Annotated in this window: 24 protein-coding genes and 2 other annotated features; of the genes, 3 read left to right on the top strand and 21 right to left on the bottom strand. The window is 40.8% G+C overall.

The genetic code is table 11. The features are described 5' to 3' along the window. Positions 1–16: 16 nt before the first annotated feature. A complete protein-coding gene (locus tag AA980_RS19560) occupies positions 17–307 on the top strand; it encodes a 4a-hydroxytetrahydrobiopterin dehydratase (protein WP_024029201.1) in 291 nt (96 codons plus the stop codon). Between the two features lie 267 nt (positions 308–574). On the opposite strand, the gene AA980_RS19565 is transcribed toward AA980_RS19560, so the two are convergent. The 4 genes from AA980_RS19565 to AA980_RS19580 all read right to left on the bottom strand — a co-directional run bounded on the left by AA980_RS19565 (position 575) and on the right by AA980_RS19580 (position 6,590). Then, positions 575–1,594: a nuclease-related domain-containing protein gene (locus tag AA980_RS19565; protein WP_024029200.1), complete on the bottom strand. Its 1,020-nt coding sequence runs from the start codon at positions 1,592–1,594 to the stop codon at positions 575–577. A gap of 211 nt (positions 1,595–1,805) precedes the next feature. Beyond that, positions 1,806–4,220: a phenylalanine--tRNA ligase subunit beta gene (pheT, locus tag AA980_RS19570; protein WP_024029199.1), complete on the bottom strand. Its 2,415-nt coding sequence runs from the start codon at positions 4,218–4,220 to the stop codon at positions 1,806–1,808. A 12-nt stretch (positions 4,221–4,232) separates the two neighbouring features. Beyond that, positions 4,233–5,270, bottom strand: a complete 1,038-nt coding sequence (gene pheS, locus AA980_RS19575; protein WP_024029198.1) for a phenylalanine--tRNA ligase subunit alpha — start codon at positions 5,268–5,270, stop codon at positions 4,233–4,235. Between the two features lie 68 nt (positions 5,271–5,338). Continuing rightward, positions 5,339–5,586 (bottom strand) — a binding site (T-box leader). Between the two features lie 236 nt (positions 5,587–5,822). Continuing rightward, the gene (locus tag AA980_RS19580; RefSeq protein WP_024028557.1) at positions 5,823–6,590 is read right to left on the bottom strand and encodes a TrmH family RNA methyltransferase; all 768 of its coding nucleotides are present in this window, start codon (positions 6,588–6,590) and stop codon (positions 5,823–5,825) included. A 114-nt stretch (positions 6,591–6,704) separates the two neighbouring features. Between AA980_RS19580 and sspI the strand changes: the two genes are divergently transcribed. Continuing rightward, positions 6,705–6,911: a small acid-soluble spore protein SspI gene (gene sspI / locus AA980_RS19585; RefSeq protein WP_024028558.1), complete on the top strand. Its 207-nt coding sequence runs from the start codon at positions 6,705–6,707 to the stop codon at positions 6,909–6,911. Between the two features lie 90 nt (positions 6,912–7,001). On the opposite strand, the gene AA980_RS19590 is transcribed toward sspI, so the two are convergent. Both AA980_RS19590 and AA980_RS19595 read right to left on the bottom strand, forming a co-directional pair. Continuing rightward, positions 7,002–8,087 carry a M42 family metallopeptidase gene (locus AA980_RS19590; RefSeq protein WP_024028559.1) on the bottom strand — a complete coding sequence of 362 codons (1,086 nt, stop codon included), beginning with the start codon at positions 8,085–8,087 and terminating at the stop codon, positions 7,002–7,004. A gap of 75 nt (positions 8,088–8,162) precedes the next feature. Further along, positions 8,163–8,654, bottom strand: a complete 492-nt coding sequence (locus AA980_RS19595; protein ID WP_024028560.1) for a dUTP diphosphatase — start codon at positions 8,652–8,654, stop codon at positions 8,163–8,165. Between the two features lie 88 nt (positions 8,655–8,742). Between AA980_RS19595 and AA980_RS19600 the strand changes: the two genes are divergently transcribed. Further along, complete coding sequence (locus AA980_RS19600; protein WP_024028561.1) at positions 8,743–9,120, top strand: hypothetical protein; 378 nt, start codon at positions 8,743–8,745, stop codon at positions 9,118–9,120. Positions 9,121–9,137: 17 nt separating this feature from the next. Here the strand turns inward: AA980_RS19600 and AA980_RS19605 are convergent, their stop codons facing one another. The 15 genes from AA980_RS19605 to mutM form a co-directional block, all read right to left on the bottom strand. After that, positions 9,138–9,398: a DUF1294 domain-containing protein gene (locus AA980_RS19605; RefSeq protein ID WP_024028562.1), complete on the bottom strand. Its 261-nt coding sequence runs from the start codon at positions 9,396–9,398 to the stop codon at positions 9,138–9,140. Positions 9,399–9,461: 63 nt separating this feature from the next. Further along, positions 9,462–9,821, bottom strand: coding sequence for a 50S ribosomal protein L20 (gene rplT / locus AA980_RS19610; RefSeq protein ID WP_024028563.1), 360 nt, complete (start codon positions 9,819–9,821; stop codon positions 9,462–9,464). 38 nt (positions 9,822–9,859) lie between these two features. Further along, positions 9,860–10,060, bottom strand: coding sequence for a 50S ribosomal protein L35 (rpmI, locus tag AA980_RS19615; protein WP_024028564.1), 201 nt, complete (start codon positions 10,058–10,060; stop codon positions 9,860–9,862). Between the two features lie 17 nt (positions 10,061–10,077). Continuing rightward, positions 10,078–10,581: a translation initiation factor IF-3 gene (gene infC / locus AA980_RS19620; protein WP_024028565.1), complete on the bottom strand. Its 504-nt coding sequence runs from the start codon at positions 10,579–10,581 to the stop codon at positions 10,078–10,080. Between the two features lie 134 nt (positions 10,582–10,715). Continuing rightward, positions 10,716–10,847 (bottom strand) — a sequence feature (ribosomal protein L20 leader region). 165 nt (positions 10,848–11,012) lie between these two features. Then, positions 11,013–12,944 (bottom strand): threonine--tRNA ligase, encoded by a 1,932-nt coding sequence (gene thrS, locus AA980_RS19625; RefSeq protein ID WP_024028566.1) that lies wholly within the window; start codon positions 12,942–12,944, stop codon positions 11,013–11,015. 410 nt (positions 12,945–13,354) lie between these two features. Then, positions 13,355–14,236: a putative sporulation protein YtxC gene (gene ytxC / locus AA980_RS19635; protein ID WP_024028567.1), complete on the bottom strand. Its 882-nt coding sequence runs from the start codon at positions 14,234–14,236 to the stop codon at positions 13,355–13,357. Positions 14,237–14,394: 158 nt separating this feature from the next. Beyond that, complete coding sequence (gene dnaI / locus AA980_RS19640; RefSeq protein WP_024028568.1) at positions 14,395–15,321, bottom strand: primosomal protein DnaI; 927 nt, start codon at positions 15,319–15,321, stop codon at positions 14,395–14,397. Between the two features lie 12 nt (positions 15,322–15,333). Then, positions 15,334–16,722, bottom strand: a complete 1,389-nt coding sequence (locus AA980_RS19645) for a replication initiation and membrane attachment family protein (protein WP_034724079.1) — start codon at positions 16,720–16,722, stop codon at positions 15,334–15,336. 57 nt (positions 16,723–16,779) lie between these two features. Next, complete coding sequence (nrdR, locus tag AA980_RS19650; protein WP_024028570.1) at positions 16,780–17,241, bottom strand: transcriptional regulator NrdR; 462 nt, start codon at positions 17,239–17,241, stop codon at positions 16,780–16,782. 100 nt (positions 17,242–17,341) lie between these two features. Then, positions 17,342–17,722, bottom strand: coding sequence for a hypothetical protein (locus AA980_RS19655; RefSeq protein ID WP_024028571.1), 381 nt, complete (start codon positions 17,720–17,722; stop codon positions 17,342–17,344). 109 nt (positions 17,723–17,831) lie between these two features. Then, entirely contained in the window at positions 17,832–18,206 is a 375-nt protein-coding gene (gene speD, locus AA980_RS19660; protein WP_024028572.1) for an adenosylmethionine decarboxylase, read from the bottom strand. A gap of 317 nt (positions 18,207–18,523) precedes the next feature. Next, positions 18,524–19,555, bottom strand: a complete 1,032-nt coding sequence (locus tag AA980_RS19665; RefSeq protein ID WP_024028573.1) for a glyceraldehyde-3-phosphate dehydrogenase — start codon at positions 19,553–19,555, stop codon at positions 18,524–18,526. Positions 19,556–19,720: 165 nt separating this feature from the next. After that, positions 19,721–20,326, bottom strand: a complete 606-nt coding sequence (coaE, locus tag AA980_RS19670; protein WP_024028574.1) for a dephospho-CoA kinase — start codon at positions 20,324–20,326, stop codon at positions 19,721–19,723. 21 nt (positions 20,327–20,347) lie between these two features. Continuing rightward, positions 20,348–20,983, bottom strand: a complete 636-nt coding sequence (ytaF, locus tag AA980_RS19675; protein WP_024028575.1) for a sporulation membrane protein YtaF — start codon at positions 20,981–20,983, stop codon at positions 20,348–20,350. Between the two features lie 205 nt (positions 20,984–21,188). Then, entirely contained in the window at positions 21,189–22,016 is an 828-nt protein-coding gene (gene mutM / locus AA980_RS19680; RefSeq protein ID WP_024028576.1) for a DNA-formamidopyrimidine glycosylase, read from the bottom strand. Positions 22,017–22,041 lie beyond the last annotated feature (25 nt).

Genomic DNA, 22,041 nt, shown 5'->3' on the forward strand with positions numbered 1-22,041 from the left:
TATGGAGGGGCTTTAAGTGGCGAATAGACTTAGTGATGCGGAAATAACGACAGCTGTTGCTGAATTAACGGGCTGGAAATTAGACGGTAAATTTATCGTGAAAAAATACCGTTTTCGCGAATTTTTAAAGGGTGTAGCGTTCGTAAATGAAATTGCTGCGCTTTCCGAAGAAAAGAATCATCACCCGTTTATCGCGATTGACTATAAAATGGTGACGCTCCGGCTGACTTCCTGGAATGCGGGGGGATTAACCGATTTGGATGTCGCCTTGGCGAAAAACTATGATACCATTTATGAAAAAATGTAAATTAAAAGAGGTTGCCCCGCAGTTTGGTCGGAGGGGCAGCCTTTTTTGTGTATTTTCGAGATTTGTTCGATGAAAAAACTTAATAAGTAAAATTCCTGCTCATTTTGGAGTCATTTTTCGTACAAAAATAGGTCGACTATCCGGTCAAAACGTCCTTTTTAAATTTTATCAGCGATTTTGAGAACTATTTCAGCGAATCTAGCATGTTTATCAGCGAATCTCCACCATATTTCAGCGAATTTTTCATTTTATCAGCGAATTGAAAATTTACCTTGGAAAAGATTTTAGAAAATAAAAACGACCCTTTGTTGCTCCTGAATAAGAAAGATTGGCAGAAAGTAATAATCTTTTTGCTGTGTCGTGTGATTTTAAATGTACAAACTCCCTGAACTGCTGATTTGTTATTTTCGTATCTATAAGTAAAAAGTAATCCATCAGTGCTTGTAGATGAGCATCGTTTGAATATTCACCACACTTAGTGCAGTACCATTTCTGTTTCTTACGTATAAGTGGACCATGATTGCAAGCTGGGTCAAAAACACCGGTTACTAGGTCCGTCTTGTTAATTTCATATTTATTTAAAATATAATTGGTCGGGACTTTATTCATTTTTACGAGTAGGCGGCTTAGCTTGCGAAGATCCTTCGAGGTTAGGATTGGATCGGAATATAGTTTTTCAAAATACTTAATTTTATTATTGAAAACATCTGCCTTACATACCCGTGGCCGGACTTTATGAGAATTTTTTCCGGTGATGACATATGAGGCATAATTATTGCTGATGACTACTAAGTGATCAATTGGAACTTGGGGAAATTTATGTTCAGCCATCAGTTTCTTTAAATACTCTTGATGTCTTTCTGCCTGTGCTATTGGATAAGTATAACCTTTTTCCTTTTCATTGTTTATTTGTATAAATTGTTCATTTTCAGTATCAAAAATTAATTTACCAGTCATATTTTTAACTTCGATAATAAGGGCGAATTCTGGTGTCAACAGGAGGGTATCAATTTGGCAGTTGTAGTCACCATCAGGAAGATTTAAATCATGGAGAATTAAGTATTTATCTATCGGAAGTAGACGTAAATAATAATCTAAAGCTACCTCCCCTTGATAACCCGCTTGCCTCCTTCCTAGTTCCTCTAAAATTTGCTGATATTTGGGGTAGTTCAGTGGAAGACGCCGGCATAATGCCTGCAAAATTAGAATTACTAATGGAATTGTCCTTTCTTTTATAACCAATACAATCACTCCTTTCATTTTAGATAAGAATTTCTCATAATCCACCAAGATCCCTGCCGAATTTTAGCGAAATTTGTTAACGTTTTATGTCTATTAATTTTTATCAGCGATTTCGTGAGCTATTTCAGCGAATCTAGCATGTTTATCAGCGAATCTCCACCATATATCAGCGAATTTTTCATTTTATCAGCGAATCCGATATTCTCTCCCTAAAAAAGAAAAAGCCAGCCCGAAATTTCGGACCAGCCTCTATTAATTAACCTCTTAACACCGCGCCTGTCTTTTCTTGCAAAGCATTAAGCACACGCCCATGAACCTTGGTAACCTCATCATCCGTTAACGTACGCACAGGGTCAGCATATTTTAATGAGAAAGCAATCGACTTCTTGCCTGCTTCAATCTTGTCTCCCTCATATAAATCAAATACTTCAGCTTCCTTCAGAAGCGGAGCCCCTTCATTTACTATAATTTCCCATAAGGTGCCTGACACCGTTTCTCTGTTTACCACAAGGGCAATGTCTCTTGTGATGGATGGGAAGCGTGGGATGGTTTCGTATTGTAAGACTGGTGCTTCTGCTTCAAGGACTGCTTTTAGTGATAATTCGAATACGTAGGTGTCTTTTAAATCAAGCTCTTTTTGAATGCTTGGGTGTACTTGACCGACGAAGCCGATTTTTTCACCATTCAAGCGGATTTCTGCGGTACGGCCAGGATGCATGCCGTCTAACTGTGCCTGGACGTAATCAACGCGATCCATCAAGCCAAGCTTAGCAAACATTCCTTCCACTATTCCCTTAACAACGAAGAAGTCAACCGCCTTCTTCTCCCCTTGCCATGAATGGCTATGCCACAAGCCAGTAACCGCTGCTGCTAAATGCTCTCTTTCAACAGGAAGTGACTCATCCCCATTTGATAAAAATACCGCACCTGTTTCATAAACGGCCAAGCTATCGTTTTGACGGGCACTATTGTATTTAAGGACTTCCAATAGCTGCGGCATAATGCTTAAACGAAGAATACTGCGCTCTTCGCTCATTGGCATTGCTAAACGAATTGTATCGCCTTTTTCTAGGGCAAATTGGGTAGCTTTTTCTTCACTTGTTAATGAATACGTTACTGCCTGGTACAATCCTGCACCTTCAAGGTATTGACGGACTTCACGACGCTTCTTCTGGTAGTCTGACAATCTGCCTGGAGTGGATGAACCAATCGGCAATGTCTTCGGAATATTATCATACCCGTACAGGCGTGCGACCTCTTCCAACAAATCTTCTTCAATTTTAATATCTCCCCGGCGTGTTGGTGCCGTAACTGTAATAGTATCTTCCTCGATAGAAACTGCGAATTGCAGGCGGTCAAAGATTTCTTTAACATCCTTCATCACTAACTCTGTTCCAAGGACACGGTTGATTTTTTCAAGCGTAATCGAAACTACTGCTGGTTCAACTGTTAATGTATCAGCCTCAGCAGCTCCTTCTAAAACTTCACCGCCGGCATACTTCGCCATTAAATAGGCCGCACGTTCGCCAGCTGCCCGAACGCGGTTTGGATCAACGCCTTTTTCAAACCGGGCGCTTGCTTCACTTCTTAAACCGTGGTCTTTCGATGCTTTTCTTACGGCAGCCCCGCTAAAATAAGCTGATTCCAATAAAACTGTTGTTGTGTCGGAAGTTACCTCAGAATTCGCTCCGCCCATCACACCTGCAAGGGCAACTGGCTCCGTACCATTTGTAATTACAAGATGATCGGGGGTTAATGTCCGTTCCACATCATCAAGTGTCACAAATTTTTCGCCATCGGCAGCACGGCGGACAAGTATTTCTTTGGATCCTAAGCGGTCATAGTCAAACGCATGAAGCGGCTGGCCGTATTCTAATAAAATATAGTTCGTAATATCAACGACATTATTATGCGGGCGAATACCGGCTGACATTAAGCGTGTCTGCATCCATAGCGGTGCGGGGCCGATTTTTACATTTTTGATCATTTTTGCCACATATAATGGGTTATCCTTTTTTGCTTCTACAGTAATTTTTACGTAATCAGAAGCTTTTTCAGCAACTGGCTCCAAACTAATTTCCGGAAGTTTAACCTCTCTGCCTAGAATTGCTGCCACTTCATAAGCAACACCCAGCATGCTTAAGCAATCTGCACGGTTAGGCGTCAAACCAAGCTCAAGGACCTCATCGTCCCTATTTAACAAGCCAAGGGCATCGACGCCCACCTCAGCATCTGCTGGAAAAACAAAGATACCCTCGGAATATTCTTTCGGAACAACCTTGCCTTCCATTCCTAGCTCAGTAAGGGAGCAAATCATTCCGTTTGATTCCTCACCGCGAAGCTTTGCCCGTTTAATTTTAAAATTGCCTGGTAAAACGGCACCTGCTTTGGCAACAGCAACCTTTTGTCCTTGCGCCACATTCGGTGCTCCGCAAATAATTTGCACTGGCTGCTCTTCGCCAACATCAACAAGACATTTACTTAATTTGTCGGCATTTGGATGCTGCTCCCGTTCTAATACATGACCGACAACAACACCTTTAATGCCTTCGTTAAGGATTTCTACTCCCTCAACTTCAATCCCGCTTTTTGTAATTTTTTCAGCTAATTCAGCTGCTGTTACTCCTGATAAATCGATATAATCTTGGAGCCATTTATATGAAACGAACATTTTGTCAACCTCCTATTCTTCTACCGAAAACTGTTTTAGAAAACGTACGTCATTTGTATAGAAATGCCTGATGTCATCGACACCGTATTTCAACATCGCAATCCGCTCTGGCCCCATACCAAAGGCAAACCCAGTGTATTTTTTCGAATCATATCCAGCCATTTCAAGGACGTTTGGATGAACCATGCCGGCCCCAAGGATTTCAATCCAGCCTGTTTGCTTACAAACGCTACAGCCTTTGCCGCCGCAAATTTTACAAGAAATATCCATTTCAACAGACGGCTCTGTGAATGGGAAAAAGCTAGGTCTTAAGCGGATTTCGCGATCGTCACCGAACATCTTTTTCGCAAAAACTTCTAATGTACCTTTAAGGTCACTCATGCGAATATTTTCGCCAACGACAAGGCCTTCGATTTGCATGAACTGGTGGGAGTGTGTCGCGTCGTCATTGTCACGGCGGTACACTTTACCCGGACAAATAATTTTGATTGGACCCTTGCCTTCATGCTTCTCCATCGTCCGCGCTTGGACTGGCGATGTGTGTGTGCGCAGAAGGATTTCCTCCGTGATATAGAAGGAGTCCTGCATATCGCGGGCAGGGTGCCCTTTCGGTAAATTAAGTGCTTCGAAGTTGTAATAATCCTGCTCAACTTCAGGACCTTCGGCTACCTGGTAACCCATCCCAATAAATAAGTCTTCAATTTCTTCAATAATCCTTGTGAGCGGGTGGTGGTTTCCAACTTTCACTGGGCGTCCTGGAAGCGTAACATCAATACGTTCAGTCGCGAGTTTTTCAAGGACAGCAGCCTCTTCCAACCCTTTTTGTTTTGCTTCGATTTTCACGGCAATCGCTTCGCGGACTTCGTTGGCGAGTGCCCCCATTACTGGACGCTCTTCAGCGGAAAGCTTGCCCATTCCGCGCAGCACTTCGGTGATTGGGCCTTTTTTTCCTAGGTAGGCGACGCGAATGTCATTCAATTCTTTTAAGCTTGCAGACTGTTCAATCTTTTGAATAGCCTCTTCTTGCAATTCCTTCAAACGTTCTTGCATGTCTATTCCTCCTTAATATTTTCATTGGTGTCAGGCACCGAGAAAAAAACAAAAAAACCCCATCCCTGGAAAGGGACGAGGTTATAGTTTCGCGGTACCACCCTTGTAAACACGATATGTATAAAACACAAGTGTTCGCTTCATTCGGATAACGGCATGTGCCGGTGCATCTTTACATTCTTCCTAGAAAAATGGTCCCGATGCCAACTCAGGAGGTGAACTTCTCATGTCCTGAACCATAAAAGTGCTTCCAGTCGCGGCACTTTCTCCCTAAATGGTCCTTAGGCAAGATACTTTTCTCCGTCATCGTTTTTATAATAATCAATTGTTCATTATTATATAATAATTTTCAGTAAAAGGTCAAACGTGTTTGCGCCTATTTTTTTAAATGGCTCTGTTTAATGTGAATGTTGATTTCCGTTCCAGGCGCTTCGCTTTCCGCGGGGCGGGCGGTGAGCCTCCTCGGCGCTAATGCGCCTGCGGGCTCTCACCTGTCCCGCTGCTCCCGCAGGAGTCTCGCGCCTGAAACGTAGAGCAACATTGTGCTCAAAATCAACTGTGTGCTTTAACACTGCCTTTTAAATAATAAAGAAGAATTCCGGTTGCAACTGCTACATTTAACGACTCACTCTTGCCGTAAATCGGTATATATAGATTGGCAGTCGTGTTGGCTAGGAAATCTTTTCCGACGCCGTTCCCTTCATTTCCAACTATCAATGCAAAAGAATCACCGCCGGAAATATCAGTATAAGCGGATGCCCCTTCAAGTGCGGTTCCGTAAACAGGAATATTTTTTTCTTGCAGCTTGTCCATCCACTCATGGAGGTCGCCTCTGATAATTGGGAGGTGAAAATGGCTTCCCTGAGCTGACCTTAGCACCTTTGAGTTATAAATATCTACGCTTCCGCGGCCGACAATCACGGCGTCAATCCCTGCTGCATCAGCGGTGCGAATCATCGTACCTAGATTTCCTGGATCCTGGACGGCATCAATGAGCAGTAAAGATTTTGCATCACCTGCTCCCGAATTTGCTTGACGGCAAACCGCATAAATTCCTTGCGGGGCTTCGGTGTCGGATAAAGCATCGGAAATCTCTTCCGTTATTGTGGTAAGTGGCGTGGAACCTAAATCCCAGCGCGGCGGAAGCCCGACTTTTTCAGAAACGATCATTTCCAAAATTTGCTCCCCTTGTTTGATTGCCTCTTCAACTAAATGAAACCCTTCTACTAAAAACGTGCCCGACTTATCCCGCTCTTTCTTCGTTAAAAGCTTTTTCCATTGTTTTACTTTAGGATTATTGACAGATTCTATATGTTTCAAAACTGGTTCTCCTTTTTAAAAATCTCACCTGACTTTATCATAACAATAATACATAATAAAACCAAAAATAGAAAACATATTAAAGAAAGTCAGGATAAAAAGGAGTGTGGGGTAATGAACTTAAATTTACGAAATGCGATTATTCACAATGTTACCGGTAATTCGCAAGATGAATTAGAAGATACCATCGTTGATGCGATTCAAAATGGTGAAGAAAAAATGCTCCCTGGTCTCGGTGTACTATTTGAAGTCATTTGGAAAAATTCATCTGAAGAAGAGAAAAAAGAGATGCTTTCAACCCTTGAAAACGGGTTAAAGTAAAATCTCCCCGAAGCTGCCCTACATCAATCGGCAGCTTTTTTTAAATTAAAAAATCCCCAGCCAGAAACTAAAGCCAGGGATCCAAACCTATTATTCAAATGTAATTTTATCAACCGTCTCACGGTCTAGGCGCTTAATGACTTCAACAATTAGCTTAACAGCATTTTCGAAATCGTCGCGATGGAGCATGGCAGCATGTGAATGGATGTAGCGAGTCGCAATTGTAATCGCAAGCGCTGGAACCCCATTATGCGTTAAATGGATGGAACCAGCATCCGTACCGCCTCCGGGAATAGACTCGAATTGATACGGGATGTTCAATTCATCGGCTGTATCGGTAACTAAATCACGCAAGCCTTTATGGGCTACCATAGACGCATCATAGACAACTACTTGCGGTCCTTTGCCCATTTTACTCATTGCTTCTTTTTCAGAAATTCCTGGTGTATCGCCGGCAATACCGACATCGACCGCAAAGCCGATATCCGGCTGGATTTTGTAGGTTGCCGTTTTAGCGCCACGCAGGCCAACCTCTTCTTGAACCGCCCCAACACCATAAACAACGTTAGGATGCTCAACGCCCTTTAATTGCTTCAAGACATCAATTGCGATCGCACAGCCAATGCGGTTATCCCAGGCTTTGGCTAACAGCATTTTTTCATTGTTCATGACCGTAAATTCAAAATATGGTACAACCATATCGCCAGGACGGACGCCCCACTCCGCAGCTTCTTCACGGCTTGATGCCCCAATATCAATAAACATATCTTTAATTTCGATTGGCTTCTTGCGGGCTTCCGCTGATAAAATATGCGGAGGCTTAGAACCGATAATACCGGTTACATCGCCCTTTTTCGTCACAATCGTCACGCGCTGGGCGAGCATAACCTGGCCCCACCAGCCGCCAACTGGTTGAAAACGCAGGAAGCCTTTGTCATCAATTTGAGTGATCATGAAGCCGACTTCGTCTAAGTGGCCGGCTACCATGATTTTCGGGCCGCCTTCTTTCCCTACCTTTTTGGCAATTAAACTGCCAAGTCCGTCAGTAGTAATTTCATCTGCAAATGGCTCTATGTATTTCTTCATTACTTCGCGGACTTCACGCTCATTGCCAGGAATTCCTTTGGCATCAGTTAAGTCTTTTAACATCGTTAATGTTTCATCTAAATTTGCCATCCAATAGCCCCCTGATTTATGAATTTGTACGAAATTCATTATACAGAAAAAAACTGTAAGGTTACAAATTTTCTGCTAATAGTTATTCTGCTGTCTTTGATAATTTACTTCGTTTTTCCGGAAATATGCCTGCTCTATTTCTTCCTCCGTAAATCCCAGCTGTTCCGCTAATCCTAAATAGGCGGCAAACAAGTCTATGTAACTCGATAAATTTTTCGCTTGCTGAAAAATATTTACCTGTTCATAAACACGAAGGAACTGATCAGTAGCATTTAAGGACGACCCATGCACATTCAATTCAATCTGTGCTGGAGCGAAGCCGCATTCAATCCCTAGTGACAAAATAAAATGGATCCCATCCACAAACTCTTCGAGAATTACCTCTTTAGCAGAAGACGGCTTCACACTCCAAAATTTAAAACAGCGGGTTTCATTAGCTAATTCGCCTATTTCTACAAGCAATGCAACCACCTTTCTGTTAAATAAATCTTCGTTCAGCAGCCCATGCTTTTCTTCAATATGGCGATCCAACGCCTTTTGCATTTCGAATAGTTTTTCAAATTGCATCTCAATCATTACTCCTTTATGAAAAATTATTGAAACCTTTTTCATCATGGTTCGTATTAAAAGAAAAATAGGTGTAGGAGGCTTGGCCATGATTTGGTTACTGCGCTTCGTATTGTTGTTTTTCATTTTTTTCTTATTGTATGCTGTGGTAAAAATTCTTTTTACACCGAGCAGAAAACTTGAATCTGCACGTAAACATAACCGATTTTTATTAATCGACAATGACGATGTTAGAAAAAACTTTATGCTCACCTATAAAGGTGCGGTGTTTGCCGGTGAAAAATACATGGGTACTGCCGATAACACCTTTGACATTGTTTCCATCTCGATTTGGCCCGAGAGTGCAATTTCACTTAAAGGGCTTGTAAAGGATGACTTTTTTTATATTGATAAAAAAATACTTGAGAACTATCCAAATGCCGAAATCAATTGGAAAAGCCCTGTGAAGGAATTCTTACAGCAATAGCCGCGCATCGCGGCTTTTTATATTAGCCAATTAACGAAAAGAATAAGTTCAATAATTGCAAGGACGGGGAAGCCAATTTTAAACGAAACATGCTTTGTTTTATGACGATAAAGCTGCATTCCGGCCGTTGCTCCAACAGCTCCTCCAAATAGCGCCACAAGCCACAAGGTCCGTTCGCGAATTCTATACTCGTGCTTTTTCGCCCGCTTTTTATCCTCTCCCATAATCCAAAGTCCAATAATATTCATGATAAAAATGACGGCCAACATTACTTTCATATCCTTCCACCCCTTTATGAGAAAAAGCCATCCTCTTCATAAGAGAATGGCTTTACTATATAATTACTTGTTGTTTTGTTGCTTTGCAACATTCGCTAATTCAGCAAATGCGTTTGCATCGCTTACTGCTAATTCAGCAAGCATCTTGCGGTTTACTTCGATACCAGCAAGCTTTAAGCCGTGCATTAAACGGCTGTAAGAAAGACCGTTCATACGAGCTGCTGCGTTGATACGAGTAATCCAAAGTTTGCGGAAGTCGCGCTTCTTTTGACGACGATCGCGGAATGCATACATTAAAGATTTCATAACCTGTTGGTTAGCAACTTTATATAATGTATGTTTTGAACCGAAATAACCTTTTGCTAATTTTAAAACTTTTTTACGACGCTTGCGCGTAACTGTACCGCCTTTTACACGTGGCATGTAATTTCCCTCCAATATCGAAATCGATCACTTCTTGATTATTTAACGTAAGTTAACATTTGACGAACGCGTTTGAAATCTCCTTTAGAAATAAGAGATGCTTTACGAAGTTTACGTTTTGCTTTTGTAGATTTGTTTGCGAATAAGTGGCTTGTATAAGCATGGTCACGTTTTAACTGACCAGAACCAGTTCTCTTAACACGCTTTGCAGCGCCGCGGTGAGTTTTCATTTTTGGCATTTGGGATATCCTCCTTATTACTTTTCGATTTTAGGTGCTAAGACTAGGAACATGCTACGTCCATCCATTTTAGGATGTGACTCGATGGTCGCAACTTCCTTGCACGCTGCTGAAAAACGGTCTAACACACGTTGACCAATTTCTTTATGGGTAATCGCTCGGCCTTTGAAGCGGATTGAAGCTTTTACCTTGTCGCCTTTTTCCAAGAACTTAATTGCATTGCGCAGCTTTGTATTAAAGTCATGCTCATCAATTGTCGGGCTCAGACGAACTTCTTTTGTCGTGATGATCTTTTGATTCTTACGAGCTTCTTTTTCTTTCTTTTGCTGCTCGAATTTAAATTTGCCATAGTCCATAATCCGGGCTACCGGAGGCTTTGCATTTGGCGCTACAAGTACCAAATCAAGATTCACTCGTCCGGCAATCTCTAACGCTTCAAATTTGGTTTTAATCCCCAATTGTTCGCCGTTTTGATCAATTAGACGAACTTCACGAGCGCGAATACCCTCATTTAACAACATGTCTTTGCTAATAATTAGCCACCTCCAAGGTTGTATCACGAATACTTTCGTCTAGGTCAAGAAACATCTGAGTTAACATCACGACCGAATCGACAGGTATGAAAAACTTTTTATCAGTGTTTTTGCTTAAGTACACAAATAAAAAAGTGTGGATGAATACACCCACACTTTACAGAACATAAGTAAGAAACAAAAAGTTCAAGTAAAACCTGCCAACTGCTCATTTGCGTTAATCAGGTGAGAAGCGGGTGCTTCTTCTTTTCCCAAAACAGTATTCAATTTTCACCTTAGTAACTATAACATGAACAAAGATGTAATGTCAAATGAACAATTAACAAATGACAACGAAATTTAGTTTAACAAGAATCTAAAGAATTTTCAACAGTTTTTTAAAACAAAAAAAGAGGAAGCCCTCTTTTTTTGCTATGCTATCATTTTTTCACTTCAGCCATTATTGCGGCTAAAAATTCAGCAAATGGCTTTGTCTCAGAGTTTTGCTCGCCATATTTGCGGATATTTACGGCCTGGTTTTCTACTTCTTTGTCGCCGACCACAAGCATGTATGGTATTTTTTGCATTTGTGCTTCACGGATTTTATAGCCTACTTTTTCATCACGGCCATCCAGTTCAACACGGAAGCCTTCATTTTTCAGCTGTTCTTGAACTTGTTTCGCATAATCATAATGCGCACCCGGCGATACCGGAATAACCTGAACCTGCACCGGAGCGAGCCATGTTGGGAATGCTCCCTTGTATTCTTCAATTAAGAAGGCTACAAATCGTTCCATTGTTGATACGACACCGCGGTGGATAACAACAGGACGATGTTGTTTGCCATCTTCTCCGACATAAGTTAAGTCAAAACGCTCAGGCAGCAAGAAGTCTAATTGAACAGTGGAAAGTGTTTCTTCCTTGCCTAAAGCAGTCTTTACTTGAACGTCTAGTTTAGGACCATAGAACGCCGCTTCACCTTCCGCTTCAAAATAGTCAAGACCTAAGTCATCCATTGCTTCCTTAAGCATGCCCTGAGCTTTTTCCCACATCGCATCATCGTCAAAATACTTTTCAGTGTCTTGCGGATCACGATAGGAAAGACGGAAGGAATATTCATTTAAATTAAAGTCTTTATATACAGCTAAAATAAGATTAACTACCCGTTTGAATTCATCTTTAATTTGGTCAGGCCGAACAAAGATATGGGCATCATTTAACGTCATTCCCCGTACACGCTGAAGTCCTGATAAGGCGCCGGACATTTCATAGCGATGCATTGTTCCAAGTTCAGCGATTCGAATCGGAAGTTCACGGTAGCTGTGAATCGCATTTTTGTAGACCATCATATGGTGCGGACAGTTCATCGGACGAAGGACTAATTGCTCATTATCCATGTCCATAACCGGGAACATATCTTCTTGATAATGGTCCCAGTGACCTGAAGTTTTATAAAGATCAACACTGCCCATCACAGGAGTATAAACATGGTCATACCCTAGGCGGACTTCCTTATCGACAATATAGCGCTCGACGATGCGGCGGATTGTTGCCCCTTTAGGGAGCCATAACGGTAATCCTTGACCAACTAATTGGGAATTAGTGAACAGGCTCAATTCTTTCCCAATTTTACGGTGATCACGCTCTTTTGCTTCTTCAAGCAGACGAAGGTGTTCCGCTAAATCTTCTTTTTTGAAAAAGGCTGTACCGTATACGCGCTGCAGCATTTTATTATCGCTGTCACCGCGCCAGTAGGCACCAGCTATACTCAATAATTTAAATTCTTTAATTTTTCCCGTTGACGGAACATGTACACCTCGGCAAAGGTCGACAAATTCACCTTGTTGATAAAGTGTGACCGTTTCCCCATCGGGTATCGCTTCAATGAGTTCAAGCTTATAGGGATCATCCATTTCTTTAAAAAGCTGAACAGCCTCATCCCTGCTTACTTCTTTGCGAATAATCTCAAGGTTTTCGTTGACGATTTTCGCCATTTCTTTTTCTATTTTCGGCAGATCTTCAGGTGTTAATGATTCCTCAAGATCCATGTCATAATAAAAGCCGCCTTCAATGACCGGCCCAACGCCAAGATTGACGTTTGGATAAAGCCTATTAACAGCTTGGGCCATTAAATGTGCTGTGCTGTGACGCAATACCTCTAAAGCATCACTGGAATCAGGAACAACGATTTCTATCGAACCATCCTCAAAAATTGGACGGCGAAGGTCGACCAATTGACCGTTCCATTTGCCGGCAATCGCCTTTTTCTTAAGGCCAGGGCTAATGGAAGCGGCGATATCTTCTGTTGTGGTTCCACGCGGGAACTCCTTTACTGCCCCATCAGGAAACGAAAACTTAACAACGTCTGACATAACAACTCCTCCTTAAAATTGAGCGCCAATTAAGGTCGCTTTTCTAATAAAAATAAAAAAACCCGTCCCTGGAATAGGGACGAGTTTTGAATAACACGTGGTTCCACCCAATTTTTCATTTTCAATAAAATACGTATTGAAAAAGACTTTGGTCAGGTAACGGCTGTAGCCGTCAACAATTACTTGCCCCATAAAAAGCTGAAGTGTTCACTGCTGAAGTTTAAAGGTGGTAAGTATATTTTTCGTGTTAGGAGACTTTCAGCCGCGGACTCCCTCTCTATTAAACCGTAAAAAAATACTGTTATCCTTATCATTACTGTTGCTGTAATATTTATTATGTATGTTATTATAATGACTTCGAATTTAAAAAGCAAGGCACATAAAACTAAATATTGTCATAAATTTATTCATTATGCCTGATTTTCTGAAGAATTTTTTTCAGCTGCCCATTTCCTTTGCTCACGGAGGGCTGCAAACGTTTTGATGTTCACTCTTTCTTCAAAGATATTTTTGATTGTTCTAACCAGCGGTTCGTCAGGGTCTTTTGTATAAATATAAATAGATGTCGGTGCCAGCGATAACAGCGGTGCAATTGATACAGAATCAACATATACAGGATGATTAACTAATAATTTTCGATCAATCATTCTTGCTAATTCCCCTCTTTTTATCTCGACAAAAAGTTCATTATAAAAAGTAATTTCCTCATCAAATAATAAATGAAGAATTTCCATTTTCGGCTCCCGGTTTGCCAAAAACTCCCTCAGCATTTGCACAAACATTTGATATTCCTGTTCCATTTTATATTCATCAATTGCAATCTCTACATAGCTTTCTAAATTCTGCAGATAGGGACGCAGGCGGAATTTAAGGAAAGAATCAAACGAAAATGAGATATCATCGTGAAAAATATGATCGATTGCTGCCATAATATAATCGGGTTCAATACTTGTTTCCTTTATGAAAACAGCGAGGTCCTTTCTTTGACCATCAAATACAGAGTAAATAATCTCAATTATTTGCTGCTGCTCTTCTAAATCCTCATAGTAAAATTGTTCTTTTAATATCTCTCTAAACCAGTCATCGCGCTTGACATTGGTAATAAAATCATAAAATGCAGTTTTAATCCAATCAAACATCTCAATGGAAATGCCGCCATCTAAAATTTTTACTATATGTCGATCTTCTAAAAGAAGAATATTTTGATTATCTGGATTTAGCGATAAATATTTCAGCAAGTGGTTATAGAACCTTTGTGCCTCCTGCTTGCTTCGGAAGATGATTTCTGCCAACCAAAACCCCCCTTTTCAGCCAATCTCTGTTTTAATATATATGGGGGACTTGGCCAAAATAGAAGTTGGCAGACAGCAGCATTTTATATTATTTACTGAAAATAAATATAAAAAAAGAAACACTGATATTTTTCAGTGTTCCTGGCAATTATTTTAACTTATCTGCGATTCGGTCCAACTACATGCACTGGCTCGCTCAAGGTTCGAATCCGCTCCATAATTCGTCTTGCTTTCATTTTCTCCTCTTCGCCCCGCTGGCTGTAGGTCAAATGATGTTCCAGTGCTTCAAAATCAAAGTTAGAAGTAAAGAATGTCGGCAGGCTTTCAAGCATCCGGAACTGGAGAATTGGTCCCAGCACCTCATCCCTTGTCCAGCTTGATACCGCTTCAGCACCAATATCATCTAACATGAGGATAGATTCCTTTTTCAAGGCTTCAATCTTTTCGTTTAAGGTAGAATCCGCAATGGAGCTTTTCATTTCTCGAAGTAGCTCCGGGACATACACAATCATCGAGCCTATTTGTTTTTTCGCTAGTTCATTTGCAATCGCCCCTAGCAAATAGGATTTCCCTACTCCGAATTTCCCGTAAAGATATAGGCCTTTTGCTTTTTTACCAGCTTCATAATTCATTAAGAAGGTTGCGGCCTTATCACCCGCATCAAGCCTTCCTGAATCCCCTTCAAAGTCCTCGAAGGTCGCTTCCAAAATATCTTTTGGTACATAAAGGCTTTTAATTAGCTTTTCATTTTTCTTCTTTTCATCGGCCATGACTTTTCTTGGGCAACGTTTATAAATAACATCAATAGAGTTCCGGGCAAACACTAATTCAGGGTGATAACCCTTCATAAAGTTAATACATTTTTCAAGACTTTCGCAGTGATCGCATTCCTTGCTCTGATTTGTGTATTCAAATAGTTTGCTCATGCTTTTTTCAATCATCTCTTGTGTCATCTCGGCTTGATGCTTAGCTAAAAATGCTTTAATATCCGGATGTTGAAGGACTTGTTCACGCTGCTGCTGATAACGCTTTTGAAAATTTTCATTCGAGGCCAGCCGCTGTAATGTTTTATTTATTTTCTCCACAATCAGTCACCTCTACTTCCTAAAGGCCTTTAATTTTTCTTCTATGGCACGCTTTTTCGCTTCATCTTCTGTTTTATTTTCTTGTGAAGCATCTTTTGCTGCTGTTTCAGAGCTTTCATCAAACCACTCAGGGATTAGCTCTTTCCGTATAGGCTTTTTGTTAGTACTCTTTCCAGCCTTTTTTCTTTCATTTTGGGCATTTTTATTATCTTTTGCAAGATCCATCGCTTTTTTCACCGTTTTTACCTGCAGCCGCGCCCAAGTACTGGCAACGGCATCGACATAGTTCTTTGAAAATTTCATCTTCGTTTCTATTAGGACTACATCAATTAAAACATTTACTACGCCAGGAGGAAGCTTATATTTAATCATTACTTCTTCTAAAAGCTTCAAATTTGCCTCTGAAGGCTCTACTCCACCTGAACGATCTTTAAAAACAGTTAGCGGGGAGGTAGTTTCGTAATAACGGATTAATTTTTCCTCCTGGGTTTTCGGTTCATCTAATTGAACTTGGAAGGCAGCTGGCTGGGTTCGGTTAATCAGACTCGGCAGCTGGTCATAATTGACGAATTGATACCAATCTCGAGCCCCTTTTCTTAATTCCTCAATATCAATCTCATCGTTCGGATTAACAGCGCCTAAAATGAAGTTCTTCATTTCAATCGGATTAATTTTATAAAGAAATGCAAGATTGCTAATCACAGTCTTGACCTTAGTGGTTAGTGCCTTTTTCGGGACAAGCGATTCATTCAGACCTGCTTCTAATAATTCAAAATCGAACGTGCTATGATCAATCTGAATCGGGGTTGCTTCATTTCGCCCGATAAACTGCTGATTTTCACCCGCTTCAATATCTGTTGAAATATCCTGGAGATACTGAAGACTAGCAGGTGTGGCCGATTCAAACACATCCTGAAAGGCTTTTGTCACATCCTGATATTCTTTTTCCTCTTGTATGAGCTGGTCAGTAAAGAATCGTTTTAACCGAGCAAAATGATTTTTTCCTATCTTTCGATAAAGATAAATATTTAGCATCCCATCTAAAAAGAATTGCTCTGGGTTCAATGGAGGGGATAGCTCGTAAATAAACGACCGTCCATTTTCATCAGTTTTGACAAATGTTTTTATTAACCCAATACCTTCAAGCTTTAGTCTCGCTTCGTAAATATCCTTTAAATTCATTCCTAATAAATTCATCAAAAGATGGTGCGTGGAGGATTCCGACCAAAGCCGATTTTCCTCAAGTTCTGCCCAGAGAGTCATATACAAACTAAAGCAAGTTGAGCCGATCAAAGGCTGATATAGAAACGTCAGCACTTTTCGGTCATACTCATGCAAGAGCCCATTAGCCGCTACTTGATACCGGTCGATAGGAAGAATTTCCTGCCAATGCTGCGCCATATCCACCCAACCTTTCCTCATTTATTGAAAAAAAGAGCCAAAGACCCCTTTAGCTCCTCAGGATTTTTCTCGTTTTATTAATTCTTTTAATTCATCAATAAACACATTAATATCTTTAAATTGACGGTAGACTGAGGCAAATCTTACGTAGGCGACTTCGTCTACATGTGCCAGCCTGTCCATCACCATTTCGCCAACTGCATCACTTTTAATTTCGGAAATCCCCTGGCTGCGAAGCTCCTTTTCGACACCATGGGTGATATCTTCTAATTCCTTTAGGGCAACAGGCCGTTTCTCACAGGCCTTAATTAATCCCCTTAGTATTTTATCACGGCTGAATTCTTCTCTTGTCCCTTCCTTTTTTACGACGATTAAAGGAATCTCTTCAATTTTTTCAAAGGTAGTAAAGCGATAGCCGCATTCTTCGCATTCCCTCCTTCTCCTTGTTGCACGTCCTTCGTCAACAGGCCGGGAATCAAGCACGCGTGTACCATAATTTTGACATGAGGGGCATTTCATTAATAATCAGCTCCAAATCTACACAATCAAACCCGAACAAAATCCTTACCTTTATTTTATGAAAAAGAGGATTCTTATACAAGTAAAAGTGTTATCCGTTTTATCTTGTTCCTAAGGATGTATGTATTCGATTAATCCGCTCGTAATAGGAGGTAATTCGCTTTTTCAAGTCGGGATAAGCACCGAGAAGTGAAAATTTTTCAGATGATATATTAAAATCAACAGCAGTTTCCAGCGGTTTTACAGATACTATTGTCACAATCAAGAAGCAGGAAAACGGTTTACTGACTTCGACTGCAATTTCTCCATGCTCTTTCGATACGGTCGTCACCCGGCAATCGGCATCCTCATGAAATAACTTTTCAACTGATGCAAACAACTGATTGAAGGTTGCCTTATAATAATGCGTTTTCAAAGATTCGTCAGTCTGTCGGTCAGACGTTTCAATTTGCTTCTTGAATCGAGTAAATAAATTAACCATACTATCCCTCCATTATTCATTTCTTTTCTCTTAGTTTACAACATTATCGACGAAATATAAAAAGAGGTGTACTATTACATACACCTCTTAGCTACAATTTTTATTAGAATTACAGAGCCTTTGCCTGATTTAGATTTACAGGACCCATGCCGCGTGGAATTTCAATATTTTCACGTGTATCGGCATTTAAAGCTTCAGCAATATAATCAGCCGCTACATTCGGATTTAGATCGCCGCATGTATAGACATCAATGCTTGCATATCCATGTTCCGGAAAGCTATGAATGGTAAGGTGTGATTCAGAAATAATAACCACTCCACTTACACCCTGCGGAGCAAATTTATGAAAAGCTACCTCCCGAATTTCTGCACCTGATTTAAGAGCTGCATCGACAAAAGTTCTTTCAATAAAATCAATATCATTCAATTTTTCAAAGTCGCATCCCCAAAGTTCAGCGATGACATGACGTCCCATTGTTTCCATATTTAATTCCCCCTAACCTTTTTGAGATCCCACTTGAAATCCGTTATTGACGGTATCTTTGAGCGGCCACGGGGGAAAGTTAGTCCAAAGAGGTCCTAACCCTTTAAGCAGCTAATCGGCACCTAATTTCAAGAAGTTCACGATGACTAGTATACTTTGTTTATATTTATTTTGCAACCTATCAAAAAAAATTTATCCACGAAAAGCGCATGAATAAAAAAACAGTAATTTCAAAGCTATAATATGCATAATTGTCCTAAATGGAACAAAAAAATGCTGTCAATCGACAGCATTTTTTATTCTTTCGCCTAATTGGACTATCCGACCTTCACCTGCGTCGTTTTTGCCAGGTGTTTTGCTACATAGAGAGTTAGATCAACTACACGTGAGGAATAACCCCACTCATTGTCATACCACGCTAACACTTTTACCTTCCTTGTTCCCATCACCATTGTCGAAAGTCCATCAATGATAGCAGAATGATCATTGGTATTAAAATCTACGGATACTAATGGTTCCATTGTGAAGTCTAAGATTCCTTTTAATGAACCGTTGGCCGCTTCAATGAAAGCCTTATTGATATCATCAACCGTCACATCTTGATTTAAGTCTACTACTAAGTCCACCAGCGAAACGTTTGGTGTTGGAACACGGAGTGACATCCCGTGCAATTTCCCCTGAAGCTGTGGTAAAACAAGTGACAATGCTTTGGCAGCCCCCGTTGTCGTTGGAATAATCGATTGTCCGCATGCACGTGCCCTTCGCAGGTCTTTATGCGGATTATCGATATTCTTTTGGTCATTTGTATAAGCATGAATGGTGGTCATTAAGCCGCTTTCAATTCCAAATCTTTCGTCTAGCACCTTGGCTACCGGTGCCAGGCAGTTGGTGGTACAAGAGGCATTTGAAATAATATCATGCTCCGAAATATCAAGCATTTCATCATTAACACCCATCACAATGGTAACATCCTCATTTTTTCCCGGAGCTGTCAAAATTACTTTCTTGGCTCCTGCTTCCAAGTGAAGAGCGGCCTTTTCTCTGGCATTAAACTTTCCAGTAGCCTCAATCACGATATCTACACCAAGTGTTCTCCAAGGAAGCTCTTCGGGATTACGATTACTTAATAGCTTGATTCTTTTTCCATTCACGATTAACTCATTATCTAAAGGGATCACATCTCCCTGAAAAGGTCCATGGTTTGTATCATATTTAAGTAAATGAGCTAATGTTTCTGCCGGATAGCTCGCATTTATGGCCACAATCTCCAGCTTTTTTTCCAGGATTGCTTTTCTAAAAACCATCCTTCCAATTCTCCCGAAACCATTAATTGCAACTCTCGCCTTCATTTGACGGCCCCTTCCGTATTAATGTTATACTTATGACTTGTTTTGTTGGTATTAGTATAACATAATTAGGTGTAATTGTGATGAACAAAAGGCGGATTTCTTAAATGTTCGATAATTCTGATAATAACAACAATAAAATAGAGAAGGCTGAGTGCCTTCTCCCATTTATTTCGAATAAATTCCCCAGCGATTTAATAAATCGGTGAGCTGTTTTTTTGTTTCTTCTAGCGTTCCATTATTGTCAATGACCTCATCTGCTAGCTTTATTTTATTAGCCAGAGGCATTTGCGAGCGTACCCTTGCCTCGGCATCATCGTTGGACAGTTGATTTCTGTCGATTAATCGCTGTAATTGTGTGTCATCGTCCACGTAAACAAGAATCGTTTTATCCACCATATAGGTTAATTTACTTTCAAATAATAAAGGAATATCAAGAACAATGACGCTTTCGCCATTCTGTTTAGCTGCCTCAATTTGTTCCATCATCCTTCTTCTAACTTCGGGATGGACGATTTCGTTTAAGAGAAGTCTTTTCTCTACTTGATGAAAAATAATTGAGCCAAGCTTCGGGCGGTCAATTTCCCCATTCTCCATTAAAATCTCCGCACCAAATTCAGCAATGATTTTATTGTAAGCAGGTTCTCCTTTTTCTACCGCCAGGCGTGCTTCTACATCGGCATCGACTACTGAAATATCCATTTCTTTAAACATCTTTGATACGGTACTTTTTCCACTGGCAATTCCGCCTGTTAACCCGATGACTAGTGACATATGCTATTCCTTTCGACATAATTATAATTTCCATACCCCAATAATAATTAGCAGGATCCCTGGTAAGAATGTGAACTTTTGAATCCATTCAAATTTATGAAAAAAAGTTCCGCTTTTAATGCCTAAGAGGACAAATAGTGAGCTCATAATCGCAACAGATGCCGCTAAATAAATGGGAGAGTATCCAAGCATTGCTGCTCCAATTCCTGCACCAAATGAATCTAGTGATAGAGCAAAACCAAGCATCAACGCCTCAATTCCGGTAATCGTACCTGATTGATCAAAATCAGCAGACATAGGTTTTTTCAGGATATTAATCGCTAATCCTAGGGAGCGTATTTCAAAATTTACAATTGTTTTTTCTTGTTTTAAGATTTCCTTTTCTTTTACTGGCCGGAAATATTGAAACAAAACCCAGGCACCGAGACCTATTAGGATGACTCCTCCCAGGCTTGCTGTGATGCTCGCTGATAATATTTTTTCAAGGCCATGCCCGATTGACACGGCAAGCATTAAAGAAACAGCCGAGCATGTTGCAATAATGAGAACTGACTTAATCGGCATTACCATTTGCCTCAAGCCATACGTAAACCCTACGCTAAAGCTGTCAAGGCTGAGAGCAAAAGCTAAAATGAGAAGTGAGAACAACTGAACCATTGCTTTTAGGACTCCTTCCTCCACAATCACTAAGATAGTATATGGCAGGAGCCCATCCGATGTTAACAGAAAAGCGGAAGCGCCTTGATCAGGGTCGTGAATCTAGACGAGCCGGCGAGAAGGCTGCTTTTTAGCCTTCTTGACGGATTGGCTGTAGACCTGCGAGACCCTAGGCGCTGGAGCTGGACAGTTCTCAAAGTCTACATTAAAGTTTCTGGCATGTCGGGCAATAATGTGTGCCCCTGCCCCCTACAGTCGTTTTCTCAAGCGGAGTTCCACAACGTTTACATTCTTCTCCCTTGCGCCCGTAGGCATATAATTCAAGCTGAAACATCCCTATTTCCCCCTGAGAATTAACATATGAGCGGATTGTACTGCCGCCTTTTTTGACCGCCTCAGTCAAGGTAGCAACAATTTCACGGTGCAGGGTGGCAATTTCCGCTTCATTTAATGTGCTAGCAAGCCGCTCCGGGTGGATTCCTGCCCGGAAGAGCGCTTCATCGACATAAATGTTGCCAAGACCAACAAAAACTTTCTGGTCTAAAAGCGCCGGTTTAATTTTCCGGTTCGTTTTTTCCAGTCTCCCAGCCAGATACTTTTCCGTAAATTCTTCTGAAAAAGGTTCCGGACCAAGGTCAAGCAAGGGCGGTTTTAGAAATTCTTCGCCTTTTTTATATAAATGCATCGTGCCAAATTTTCGAACGTCTCGATACCTTAAGTCAGTATCATCAGTAAAGTGAAAAATGACATGGGTATGTTTATCAAATGGCTCGTGCTTTGGGTAAAGTCCGTATTTCCCTTCCATTCGCAGGTGGGACACCAATGCGTAATGATCCGTATAAAAAATTAAAAATTTCCCTCTCCTGCCGACATCTATAATCGTCTCTCCTCTTAAGGCATCAATAAATTGCTCAACCTCTAACGGATTTTTAATGATTTTCGGCCAGTAGACGGTAATATTATCGATCGTCTTATTGGCAACTAACTGTATTAATGTGTTCCGGACGGTTTCCACCTCAGGCAGTTCTGGCATATAGAAGGCCCACCTTTGCTGTAAA

It is taken from the genome of Neobacillus vireti, from assembly GCF_001026695.1.
GTDB classification, from domain to species: domain Bacteria; phylum Bacillota; class Bacilli; order Bacillales; family Cytobacillaceae; genus Neobacillus; species Neobacillus vireti.